We start from the raw sequence: 12,868 nt of genomic DNA on the forward strand, positions 1-12,868 counted from the left end.
TCCTGCATCGCAACCTCAACATTCAACTCACAACCCACAACCCACAACATACACCTCATAACTCTAAATGTATTCCGTGCCAAATTTCGATTTTACGTCTGAGACGATCTCTTTAACTCTTTGTTCCTGACTTTTGTGGCAGATCATTAAGGTATTATTTGCTTCCACAACGATGTAGTCATCCAGGCCTTGTAATACTACCAGTTTATCAGGCGGTACATTAACAATACAATTTGACGAATCGTACATCATGACTTTTTTCGAATGCTGTACAGCATTTCCGAGGTAATCTTTCTCTGAAAGTTCGTAAACAGAAGCCCAGGTACCGAGGTCGGACCAGCCGAAGTCTGTTGGCAAAACGTAAACATTTGACGCTTTCTCCATAATGCCATAGTCAATAGAGATATTGGTACATTGATAATACGCATTTTGAATAAAAGGCTGCTCGGCAGGAGTATTGAAGTTTTTGTCGCCTTCTTTGAATATCTCATTCATTTCATGAAGGTGCTGATCAAAAGCATTCAGTATGGAGGAAACAGACCATACGAAGATGCCCGCATTCCATAAGAACTCTCCGCTATGCACAAAAGTATTGGCCAGTTCAGCATTCGGTTTTTCGGTAAAGGTTTTCACCTTGTAAAGGTTTCCCTCCAGGGTGTGCTGGGTAAATTGAATGTAACCATAGCCAGTATCAGGTCTCGACGGTTTAATTCCGAGGGTTATCAGGCAATTATTTCGCGATGCAGCATCAAGAGAGAAATTAATATCCTTGACAAATTCCTCTGTATCCAGTATAAGGTGATCTGCGGGAGATACAACGATAGAAGCTTCGGGATTCAGCATCGCGATTTTATGACAAGCATAGGCGATGCAAGGAGCCGTATTGCGCATTACCGGTTCCCCGAGTATCTGGTCGGCAGCCAATTGAGGCAATTGCTCTGCTACCAGCGACTTATAATTGTCGTTGGTGACGATATATATATTTCCGGCAGGGACGATTTTTAAGAAGCGCTCATACGTTTGTTGAATCAGGGTTTTTCCGGTACCAAGGATATCAATAAATTGTTTAGGATGAGCAGTACGGCTAATGGGCCAGAAACGGCTTCCTATGCCCCCTGCCATAATAACAGCATAAAAGTTCTTCATTTAACTTGTAATAAGATTAGTACCGTTTTTGTTTGAAATGGTATTCCTTATCCATCAACAGCGTCTTAAATCTGTATTTAAATAATACCTTCTTTTAGCAGATCGTGCAAATGCACTACACCTTTGTATTCGCCATTATCCGCAACGATAAGCTGAGTGATATTATTTGATCGCATCAATTCAAGTGCGTTTACTGCGAGCTCGCTGCTCTCAATTTTCCTAGGGGATTTTGACATAATGTCTTTGGCTTCCAGACCGTGAACGCTGTCGTATTTCTCCATCATCCTTCTGATATCTCCGTCAGTAATAATCCCTTCTATCGTTCCCTTATTAACAACAACTGTTGCGCCCAGCCGGTCTCTTGTAATGCCGATGATGACCTCTTTGACCGATGCATGGGGTGGGACTTCAGGTTTTTCGTTATTAATATACAGATCGCTTACTTTCAGATACAAGCGTTTCCCAAGGGATCCTCCGGGATGAAACTTAGCGAAATCCTCGCTGCTGAAACTACGGCATTCGAGCAGACATACTGCCAGGATATCACCCATAACAAGCTGCGCGGTGGTACTTGTTGTAGGGGCAAGGTTAAGCGGGCATGCTTCTTTTTCTACAGTGGTATCAAGCACATAGTCTGCCTGCCGGGCAAGATAAGATTCTTTATCGCCCACCATTCCTACCAATGTGTTTCCGCCATGTTTGAGTAAGGGAACAAGAATTTTAATCTCCGAAGTATTACCACTTTTCGAAATGCAGATCACTAAATCGTCTTTCTGTATTATTCCAAGATCGCCGTGAACCGCATCTGCTGCGTGCATGAATACTGATGGTGTGCCAGTGGAATTAAAGGTTGCCACAATTTTCTGAGCGATTAACGCACTCTTTCCCACACCAGTAACTACGACGCGCCCTTTTAGCGAGAGAATGCGCTCTATTATCACATAAAAGTCATTATTTATTCTTTCTGCGAGGCCTGATATTCCTTCGACTTCTGCCTCCAGGGTTCTTTTTGCTATTTGTAATACTTCAGTATTTGTTTTCAATTAGAAATTTTTTAATTAAACATACTAATTCACGGCAAAAATATGTTATTTTGGGGTTAAGTTTAGGTTTTCTAAATTTTTTCCCACGGAGGACGATGGAGATCAAGAAATCATTATTTGATAATTTACAGAATTTTTTCGGCTTTGATAACTTCAAAGGCGAACAGGAAGCAATAATAACCAATATCTTACAGAAGAAAGATACATTTGTAATAATGCCGACGGGGGGTGGTAAATCCATATGTTACCAGCTGCCAGCGCTAATGAGCGGCGGAACTGCGGTTGTTATTTCGCCGCTGATTGCCCTGATGAAGAATCAGGTAGATCAGCTCCGTGCCTTTGGTGGCACAGAAAGTATAGCACACTTTTTAAACTCGTCACTTAACAAATCGGAGATAGCGAAAGTAAAGCAGGATGTATTAAGCGGAGAAACCAAGTTGCTGTATGTAGCACCGGAATCGCTTTCAAAAGCTGAAAATATAGATTTTCTACGGTTGATCACTGTCTCATTTGTCGCAGTTGACGAGGCCCACTGTATTTCGGAGTGGGGGCATGATTTCAGACCGGAATATCGTAAAATACGCCAGGTTATCAGTAATATCGGTGACAGTATTCCCATTATAGCATTAACCGCAACAGCTACACCAAAAGTTCAGCAGGACATTATTAAGAACCTGCAAATGAACAACGCAACCTTATTTAAATCATCGTTCAACCGGTCGAACCTTTATTACGAGGTACGTGCAAAGCGGAACGTGATGAAAGAAATTATCCGGTTTATTAAGGCCAATCAGGGAAAGTCGGGAATTGTGTATTGCCTTAGCCGGAAAAAGGTTGAGGAGGTTTCGGAGGCCCTCAATCTCAATGGCATAAGATCGTTACCTTATCATGCAGGCCTGGATCCCAAAACCAGGGCAGAGACACAGGATAAGTTCCTTATGGAGGAAGTGGAAGTGATTGTTGCCACCATTGCCTTTGGAATGGGTATTGACAAGCCGGATGTTAGATATGTGATCCATCATGATATACCAAAGAGCATGGAGGGATATTATCAGGAAACGGGCCGTGCAGGTCGTGATGGCGGTGAAGGTCTTTGTGTTGCTTTTTATTCCGAGAAGGATATTGATAAACTTGCAAAATTCATGAAGGATAAGCCCGTTTCCGAAAGGGAAATAGGAACTCAGATCCTTAAAGAAGTAATTGATTATGCTGAATCAGCAGTATGCAGACGTAAACAAATCCTGCATTATTTCGGCGAGAATTTTGACGAGACAGGCTGTAACAACATGTGTGACAATTGTCGTGCCCATAAATCTCATTTTGATGCCACGCAGAAATTAAAGGATACGCTGAAACTTATCAGAGAAATGGGCGAAAAGTTCGACGACCAGCATATTATCAATGTAATAATGGGAATTGAAACATCGCAGATAGTGGCCTACAATCATAATAAGCTTGAGGCATTTGGAAGTGGCAAAGAGGACGGCCTGCATTTATGGAAGTCGTTGATGAGACAGGCTCTTCTTAATAATTATCTGTCAAAGGATATCGATAACTATGGATTGTTAAGGCTGACCAAGTCGGGGAAATCGTTTATTGAAAGTCCTCATACGCTTAAGTTTGTCCTCAACAGAGAGATGGAAACAGCCGAGGATGACCAGGATGAAGGTTCACAACAGGGCGCGGCTGCTCTCGATGAGGAGCTTTTGAAGATGCTTAAGGATCTTAGGAAGAAGATAGCCAAACAAAAGAACCTTCCCCCTTTTGTAATATTCCAGGATCCTTCGCTTGAAGAGATGTGTATTCATTACCCTGTCAATCTTGAAGAGCTTAAGCAGATACATGGTGTTGGTTCGGGTAAGGCGATGAAATTCGGAACCCCGTTTGTAAATCTGATCAGTAAATATGTGGAAGATAATGAGATTGACAGACCTGTGGACCTGGTTATCAAAAGTGCCGCTAACAAGTCGGCTCTAAAAGTATCTATTATCCAGAACATCGACCGGCATATCGCTCTTGAAGATATAGCCTCATCAAAAGGACTTTCCTACGAAGATATTTTAAGAGAGGTAGAGTCTATTGTTAACTCAGGAACCAAACTGAATCTCAGTTATTATATCGACGAGATGATTGATGAAGATCGTCAGGACGAGGTTTTTGACTATTTTAGAGCTACTGAAGTAGATTCCATTGATGCTGCTCTAAAGGAGCTTGGCACAGATGACTATACCAGAGAAGAGCTTCAGCTGATGCGTATTAAATTTTTATCTGAATTAGGAAATTAATGTTAGATCATATTCCTGGTATTAAATATACCAACAGTTCCAATTTCTTTCTGATGGCCGGACCTTGTGCTATCGAAGGAGAAGATATAGTTCTTAGAATTGCAGAACGTATTGTTGAAATTACCGATAAGCTACAAATACCCTTAATATTTAAAGGCTCTTACAGGAAAGCGAATCGATCGCGTATTGATTCGTTCACTGGAATCGGAGATGAGAAGGCACTTAAGATTCTGGCTAAAGTAAGCCGTGAATTTGGTGTTCCTACTGTGACTGATATTCATGAAAGTGTTGAGGCTGCAATGGCAGCCTGCTACGTTGATGTGCTTCAGATCCCCGCATTTCTTTGCAGGCAGACAGATCTTTTGATTGCTGCTGCTAAAACCGGAAAAACAGTTAATATTAAAAAAGGCCAGTTTCTTTCAGCCGCTTCAATGGGTTTTGCTGTTGATAAAGTGAAAGATTCGGGCAATTCGAATGTGATATTAACTGACCGGGGAAATACATTCGGCTATCAGGATCTTATAGTTGATTTCAGAGGCATTCCGGAAATGCAGTCATTTGGCGTACCCGTGGTAATGGACTGTACGCATTCCCTACAGCAGCCTAATCAGGTTACCGGCGTTACAGGAGGCAAACCAGCTCTGATAGAAACAATTGCTAAAGCTGCCATAGCCGTTGGAGCCGATGGTTTATTCATTGAGACGCATCCCGAGCCCGAATATGCAAAGTCGGATGGCGCGAATATGCTTCATCTTAATGTTCTTGAGCCCTTATTGGAGAAGCTGATAAGAATACGCCAGGCTGTGATTTAATTACCTGACTTAGAAAATGAAGCAATCGTTGACCCTGACGCGTTTGCTCCGGGGGCGGATTCGTATGAACAGCATCGGCAATCCGCCTTTTTCCAACAGCTTTCAGCTTTCAGCTTTCAACTTTTAACTATATTTGACAAATCGGCTTTCATCTAAAAGTACAAAGGATAATGACAGAAGAAGTTCTGCAGAAATACGAACTGGTAGTAGGTCTTGAAATACATGCCCAGCTTTTAACTGATACAAAAATCTTTTCATCCGATCCTGCATCTTTCGGCAGCGAACCTAACAGGAATACAAGTATTATCTCTGTCGGGCTTCCGGGCACACTGCCTAAAATAAATAAAAAAGTAGTGTCATATGCTGTTAAAATGGGTTTGGCAACCAATTGCACCATTAACAGGATAAATCGGTTTGACCGCAAGAACTACTTTTACGCAGATCTTCCTAAGGGCTATCAAATTACCCAGGATGAATATCCTATATGTCAGAAGGGCTATGTTCCCGTAGTGTTAAAGGATAAGAGCGAGACACGTGTCCGCATAAATCGTATCCATATGGAGGAGGATGCAGGCAAAAGCATGCACGATAAAGATGATATTTATTCTTTAATTGATCTTAACAGAGCGGGAGTTCCTTTGATCGAGATTGTATCAGAGCCGGACATCAGATCGGCAGAAGAAGCTGCTGCCTATTTTACCGAGATACGGAAGCTCGTTCGCTATCTTAACATCTGCGACGGAAATATGGAGGAGGGAAGCCTTCGCTGTGATGCCAACATTTCCGTAAGGCTTAGAGGCGAAACAACTTATGGCGCGAGATGTGAAGTGAAGAATCTTAATTCCATTCGTAACCTTCAGCGGGCTGTGAACTATGAATTCAAGCGCCAGGTTCAATTGGTTGAGCAAGGAGAAAAGATTGAACAGAATACTCTTAATTTTGATGCAGCCACCGGTGTAACATCAGTTCTGAGGTCTAAAGAAATGGCAAATGATTATCGCTATTTCCCAGAGCCGGATCTGCCGCCTCTTCACTTGTCGGAGGAATGGATAGAGGACTTGAGAAAACAACTTCCCGAACTGCCCGAGCAACGCATTAAACGATATACGGAACAGTTTGGGCTTAAAGCACATGATGCTTATCTTCTTACAGGAGATAAAGCAGTAGCTGATTATTTTGAATTACTTTCAAAACATACCACTCATTACAGAGTTGCCGCTAACTGGATCAACGGCCCCATACAATCATACCTCAACGAAAGTGGTAAAGACATATCTCAACTGGATATCAAAGTCTCTTCATTGGCTGAGGTGATTGCCCTAATACAGGATGGAAAAATAAACAATTCAGCAGCTGTGCAGCAGCTATTCCCTGCACTTATAAACAGACCAGCCACATCGGTTAGGGAGCTTGTTGAGGAAATGAACCTATTGATAGATACCGGAGCTGATCAGCTTCAACAGTTCATTGATGAAGCAGTTAGCCGTTACCCGGATAAGGTGAAAGAATACCATAAAGGCAAAAAAGGCGTTTTAGGTTTGTTTATGGGTGATGTGATGAAGTTATCTAAAGGTAAGATCGACCCCAAGACCGCCAATCAATTATTAATTAACAAATTAGAATCTTTAAAGTGAAGCGTATTGCAGGACTGATTTTGATTTTTGTGGCAGTTCTCGCTGCTTGCAAAAATAATGACGAATTTTCGTTGAAGGGGACGCTAAAGAATGCTCCTGGATTGAAGAAAGTATTGCTCTACCAGCAAAATAAGCTTGTTGACTCGGCTTTTCTAAGCGAAAGCAATGAGTTTAAGTTCCGTGTCGCTTCGCCAGAGCCTGAGTTTTATTATATCGTTGCAAATGACAAAAACTACCTCTTTGTTGCCAGGAATGGTGATGAGCTCGTTTTCGAGGCCGATTACAATAACCCCACAGGTGAATATGTGATAGAAGGTTCAGATGACGCGGAAAAGCTAAAGGAGTTTAACACCATAAGTAATAAGTATGGAAAAATATTTCTTGCCATACGGAATGAGTATGAAAGAAAGGTATCAGGAAATCCGGCAGCAAAAGATTCCATTGAAAGAGCCATAACACCGCGCTTTGAAGAGAATATGAGAAAATTCTCTGATGAATCACTGGCTTTTGCTGAAAAGAACAAAGATAATCTTGCAGGATTTTATGCTATCAGCTCTCTCGACCAAAATAGCTATGAAGAAGAAATGGTTAGGTACGCCGATGATCTGAAAGGCAAATATAAGGGTAACGAAGCCATTCAGGATTTTATCGCTAAGATGGAGCGGTTAAAGCCTTTAGCCAAAGGGCAGAAGGCTCCTGATTTTGAAATGGAATCAACTGATGGGAAACAGGTGAAGCTTTCGGACTTTAAGGGAAAATATGTGCTGCTTGATTTCTGGGCATCGTGGTGCGGCCCCTGTCGCATCGAAAATCCGAACCTTGTAAAACAATACAATGCTTATAGGGATAAAGGCTTTACTATCCTTAGTGTGTCGCTTGATAACGACAGGGCGAGCTGGCTAAAAGCTATAAAAGACGATAAACTTACCTGGACACACGTATCAGAGTTGAAACAATGGAACGGCAAAGTTTCTCAGCAATATTTGGTTGAGGCGATACCAGCATCTTTCCTTTTAGATAAGGAAGGGAAGATCATCGAAAAGAACTTGCGCGGAAACGAACTTGAAGTGTTTTTAAATAAGACGTTGAAATAAACTGAGCTAATTGTTAAGCTATTATGATTGTTAACAATTATTTAATATGAAATTAACTATTTGATATATTTAACAATATACTTTAGCGAAGTAAATAAAGAACATGAGTTCAGCAAAACAAAAGATCCTTATTGTCGATGATGAACCGGATATCCGGGAATTGATTGAGTATAATCTGAAAAAAGAAGGCTACCAGGTGTTTTCTGCATCAAATGGGCAGGAAGGCATTACCGAGGCTAAAAGAGCGCGCCCCGATTTGATCATCCTTGATGTTATGATGCCGAAAATGGATGGGATAGAAGCTTGTCGCATAATGCGTACCATGAATGAGTTTAAAAGTACCTTTATGGTTTTTCTAACCGCCAGAAGTGAAGAGTATTCTGAAATTGCAGGATTTAATGTGGGGGCCGATGACTATATAGCTAAACCTATCAAACCACGGGCCCTTATTAGCCGCATAAATGCAATATTGAGGAGAAATAACCAGACGGAAGATATCATTGAAAATAAGCTTGAGATCTCCGACCTTGTGATAGACCGCGAAACTTACCTGGTATACCAGCAAGGACAAAAGGTGGTACTTGCAAAAAAGGAATTTGAGTTGCTTTATCTGCTTGCGTCAAGGCCTGGAAAAGTATATACCCGCGACGTTATCCTTAAAAACATTTGGGAAGATTCGGTAGTGGTGACCAACAGGACTATTGATGTTCACATCAGGAAACTTCGTGAAAAGCTGGGAGATACTTACGTTTCTACCGTTAAGGGTGTTGGATATAAATTTGACGCTTAAGAATAGCGATTGAGTGCCGGCCTCTAAAAATCACACATGACGAACGTCTTTTAAATTTTATGCTGATATTCATTTTCACAGACCAGACGGATAAACTTATTAACAGCCTTAGGTTTTCATTTACATCACATTTCTGTTGTCAGACAGCTGATTCTTTCAGCTAACAATTAAAACTGCGGGTGGGAGGTTTTAATTGTTAAAAACTTCTCTCCATGTATTTATCTGTTTAAACTTACTTTTGCTTTTGTAAGTTCTTTTTAAAAGACTGTATTGGTTCATTGCTCCGGTGGAGGAATGATTAAATGGGAACCGTGTGAAATTCACGGGCTGACGTGCAACTGTGTAAAGACTGAGGTCTTAAAGCCAGACACCTGCCACTATAGTTTGTCCGAAACTTTCACGAATAAGGTTTTGGCAGGAATCCTTTCTGTTGTTTAACGCCTCCCGGCGTTGCTCTGCGGTCAGCTCTTTGCCTCACCTGTTATTTCATTAAACATTTAAATTATGATTATGCAACAGGATGAATTATTACTAAGGGAGAACAAGGATCGTTTCGTTATCCTTCCCATCAACTATCCCAACATCTGGGAAATGTACAAAAAACATGAAGCGAGTTTCTGGACCGCCGAAGAGATTGATCTTTCGGCAGATATGAAAGACTGGCAGGGGCTTAATGATGGCGAGCGTCATTTTATTTCGCATGTACTCGCATTCTTTGCTGCCAGTGATGGTATTGTGAATGAAAACCTCGCGGTGAATTTCATGAGCGAGGTACAGGTTCCGGAAGCAAGATGTTTTTATGGATTTCAGATTATGATGGAGAATATCCATTCTGAGACTTATGCTCTGCTTATTGACACCTATGTTAAGGATCCTCAGGAAAAGGATCATTTGTTCCATGCTATCGATACAGTTCCCTGCGTGAAAGAAAAAGCCGAATGGGCATTAAAATGGATAGAGAACGGCAGCTTTGCGGAGAGGCTTGTTGCTTTTGCTGCTGTAGAAGGCATCTTTTTTAGTGGCAGCTTCTGTTCAATCTTCTGGCTGAAAAAAAGAGGACTGATGCCCGGACTGACTTTCAGCAATGAGCTAATCTCAAGAGACGAGGGGATGCATTGCGAGTTCGCCTGCCTGCTTTACGGCATGCTAAATAAAAAATTACCTGAATCCAAAGTGAGAGAAATAATTACGGATGCAGTTAGAATAGAAAAAAAGTTTGTAACAGACGCCCTTCCGGTAGACCTCATCGGCATGAATGCAAAGCTTATGGGGCAATATATTGAGTTCGTAGCCGACCGATGGCTTGGAGAGCTGGGTTGTGAGAAAGTTTATAATGCTTCTAACCCTTTCGATTTCATGGAAATGATCTCGCTGCAGGGAAAGACTAACTTTTTTGAAAAACGCGTTGGAGACTATCAAAAAAGTGGCGTAATGGCCGGAAATGAAGGACAGTCGTTTTCGCTTGACGAAGACTTTTAATTTAGTATCAAGTACTTAGTATCAAGTATCAAGATGCTCTTACGCGATTTGTCTTGATATCAGATACCAGCTACGTTACTGCGCCCAGTCTTGATACTTGATACCAGATACTTGATACTAAAACTTGATACTAGATACCAGCTACTTTACTGCGGCTAGTCTTGATACTTGATACTAGCTACTTGATACTAAGAAATATGTTTGTAATAAAAAGAGACGGAAGAACTGAATCCGTAAAATTCGATAAAATAACGGCTCGCATTGAGAAGCTTTGCTATGGATTAAACCACGTGCTTGTTGACCCTGTTGATGTTGCAAAAAAAGTAATAGAAGGTATCTTTGATGGAGTAACCACTTCTGAACTCGACAATCTAGCTGCAGAGACCGCGGCATCTTTAACAACCAGGCACCCCGACTATGCACTGCTGGCATCGCGGATTGCTGTGTCAAACCTTCATAAAAACACCATAAAATCGTTCTCAGAAACGATGAAGAGGCTGTACAACTACACCGACCGTAATACCGGAAAGGCAGCGTCATTGATAGCTGATGATGTATGGGCGATAATTGAATCGAACGCTTCACTGCTGGATAGTACTATTATATACGACCGCGATTTTGGATTCGATTATTTTGGGTTTAAAACGCTTGAGAAATCATATCTGCTTAAGCTGGATGGACGAATTGCCGAACGGCCGCAGCACATGTTTATGCGTGTGGCAGTGGGCATCCATAAAGAAGATATTGAAAGCGCTATAAAGACCTATCATCTGATGAGTGAACGCTGGTTTACTCACGCCACTCCTACATTGTTCAATGCCGGTACGCCAAAACCTCAGATGTCGTCATGCTTTCTTCTGACCATGAAAGACGACAGCATTGAAGGGATATATGATACACTTAAACAAACCGCAAAGATTTCGCAGAGTGCCGGTGGTATTGGTTTAAGTATTCATAATGTAAGAGCAACCGGGTCGTATATAAGTGGTACTAATGGCACCAGCAACGGAATTATACCCATGCTGAAAGTCTTTAACGACACAGCAAGATATGTAGATCAGGGAGGAGGTAAACGGAAAGGCGCCTTTGCCATTTATCTTGAACCTTGGCATGCAGATGTTTTTGAATTCCTGGACCTTCGTAAAAACCATGGAAAGGAAGAAATGCGGGCACGCGATTTATTTTACGCTTTATGGGTATCAGATCTGTTTATGAAGAGGGTAGAGGCAAACGAAGACTGGAGCTTGTTCTGCCCGCACGAAGCTCCCGGTCTGGCGGAATGCTGGGGGGAAGAGTTTGAAACTCTCTATATACAATATGAAAAGGAGGGCAGGGCCCGTAAGGTGATAAAAGCACAGGAACTTTGGTTTGCCATTTTAGATGCCCAGGTAGAAACAGGAACTCCTTACCTGTTGTACAAAGATGCTGCAAACCGAAAGTCTAATCAGCAAAATCTCGGAACAATTAAAAGTTCGAACCTTTGCACTGAAATAATGGAATATACATCAGCAGATGAAGTGGCTGTATGTAATCTGGCTTCTCTCGCATTGCCGAGGTTTGTTTCGGAGGGCGTTTTTGATCACCAGAAGCTATATGAGGTGACTTATCAGGCGACCGTAAATCTTAATAAGATTATAGACAATAACTATTATCCCGTTGATGAAGCACGGAACTCTAATTTAAGACACCGCCCTATTGGACTAGGTGTACAGGGTCTCGCCGATGCTTTTATTCTGCTGCGTATGCCTTTTGAAAGTGAAGAAGCGAAACAGCTTAATAAGGACATTTTTGAAACAATTTATTATGCTGCGACGACTGCTTCAAAAGACCTGGCTGTGAAAGACGGCGCGTATGAGTCATTCAAAGGATCGCCGCTCTCTGAAGGTAAGTTCCAGTTTGATTTGTGGGGAGTGAAGCCCGGCAGCGGGCGCTGGGACTGGGAAAACCTCCGTCTTGATGTGATGAACCACGGTGTGAGAAACTCCTTGCTGGTGGCGCCCATGCCGACAGCGTCGACCTCGCAGATCCTTGGTAACAATGAATGTTTTGAGCCCTATACTTCTAACATCTATACCCGCCGGGTCCTAAGCGGCGAGTTTATAATTGTAAATAAGCATCTTCTGCGCGATCTCGTAGACCTTGGTCTTTGGAGTAACGATATAAAAAACCGGATCATTACGGCGAATGGTTCTATTCAGGACATTACCGAAATACCGCAGGACATCAAGGAGCTCTACAAAACCGTTTGGGAGATTAAGATGCGAACGATAATCGACATGGCTGCCGACCGCGGAGCCTATATTTGCCAGTCGCAGTCGCTTAACCTTTTCCTGAACGCTCCTAATGCTGCTAAATTAACATCCATGCACTTTTATGCATGGAAGAAGGGGCTCAAGACAGGAATGTATTATCTTCGCACCCAGGCAGCATCGCAGGCTGTTAAATTTACAGTAGAGAACCAGGGAGGGAAGAATATGGATCCGGTAATTCCGGCACATGTTAAACAGGTAGAAGATGAAATTCCTACAGGGCCGGTTTGTTCTATGGAGGATGGCTGTATTTCCTGCTCGGGATAGGATGACGAG

At 42.1% G+C, this 12,868-nt stretch carries 9 protein-coding genes and 1 riboswitch; of the genes, 7 read left to right on the top strand and 2 right to left on the bottom strand.

Annotation, left to right across the window (positions count from 1 at the left end):
• Positions 1–63: 63 nt before the first annotated feature.
• Both BDE36_RS13505 and BDE36_RS13510 read right to left on the bottom strand, forming a co-directional pair.
• Positions 64–1,146, bottom strand: coding sequence for a mannose-1-phosphate guanylyltransferase (locus BDE36_RS13505; protein WP_141815293.1), 1,083 nt, complete (start codon positions 1,144–1,146; stop codon positions 64–66).
• A 77-nt stretch (positions 1,147–1,223) separates the two neighbouring features.
• Positions 1,224–2,189, bottom strand: coding sequence for a KpsF/GutQ family sugar-phosphate isomerase (locus tag BDE36_RS13510; RefSeq protein WP_141815294.1), 966 nt, complete (start codon positions 2,187–2,189; stop codon positions 1,224–1,226).
• A gap of 95 nt (positions 2,190–2,284) precedes the next feature.
• Here BDE36_RS13510 and recQ point away from each other — a divergent pair, with 95 nt between their 5' ends.
• From recQ to BDE36_RS13545, 7 genes are all read left to right on the top strand, one after another.
• Positions 2,285–4,474 (top strand): DNA helicase RecQ, encoded by a 2,190-nt coding sequence (gene recQ / locus BDE36_RS13515; protein WP_141815295.1) that lies wholly within the window; start codon positions 2,285–2,287, stop codon positions 4,472–4,474.
• Positions 4,474–5,286, top strand: coding sequence for a 3-deoxy-8-phosphooctulonate synthase (kdsA, locus tag BDE36_RS13520; RefSeq protein ID WP_128767363.1), 813 nt, complete (start codon positions 4,474–4,476; stop codon positions 5,284–5,286). The genes recQ and kdsA overlap by 1 nt, the downstream gene beginning before the upstream one ends.
• A gap of 170 nt (positions 5,287–5,456) precedes the next feature.
• Complete coding sequence (gene gatB / locus BDE36_RS13525) at positions 5,457–6,920, top strand: Asp-tRNA(Asn)/Glu-tRNA(Gln) amidotransferase subunit GatB (RefSeq protein WP_202618157.1); 1,464 nt, start codon at positions 5,457–5,459, stop codon at positions 6,918–6,920.
• The gene (locus tag BDE36_RS13530; protein ID WP_141815297.1) at positions 6,917–8,014 is read left to right on the top strand and encodes a TlpA disulfide reductase family protein; all 1,098 of its coding nucleotides are present in this window, start codon (positions 6,917–6,919) and stop codon (positions 8,012–8,014) included. The genes gatB and BDE36_RS13530 overlap by 4 nt, the downstream gene beginning before the upstream one ends.
• A 103-nt stretch (positions 8,015–8,117) precedes the next feature.
• Positions 8,118–8,804: a response regulator transcription factor gene (locus BDE36_RS13535; protein ID WP_128767366.1), complete on the top strand. Its 687-nt coding sequence runs from the start codon at positions 8,118–8,120 to the stop codon at positions 8,802–8,804.
• Between the two features lie 254 nt (positions 8,805–9,058).
• Positions 9,059–9,197, top strand: a riboswitch (cobalamin riboswitch).
• A 117-nt stretch (positions 9,198–9,314) separates the two neighbouring features.
• Positions 9,315–10,283 carry a ribonucleoside-diphosphate reductase small subunit gene (locus BDE36_RS13540; RefSeq protein WP_141816584.1) on the top strand — a complete coding sequence of 323 codons (969 nt, stop codon included), beginning with the start codon at positions 9,315–9,317 and terminating at the stop codon, positions 10,281–10,283.
• 197 nt (positions 10,284–10,480) lie between these two features.
• Positions 10,481–12,859: a ribonucleoside-diphosphate reductase subunit alpha gene (locus BDE36_RS13545; RefSeq protein ID WP_141815298.1), complete on the top strand. Its 2,379-nt coding sequence runs from the start codon at positions 10,481–10,483 to the stop codon at positions 12,857–12,859.
• Positions 12,860–12,868: the final 9 nt, after the last annotated feature.

This window comes from Arcticibacter tournemirensis (genome assembly GCF_006716645.1).
Classification (GTDB): Bacteria; Bacteroidota; Bacteroidia; order Sphingobacteriales; family Sphingobacteriaceae; genus Arcticibacter; species Arcticibacter tournemirensis.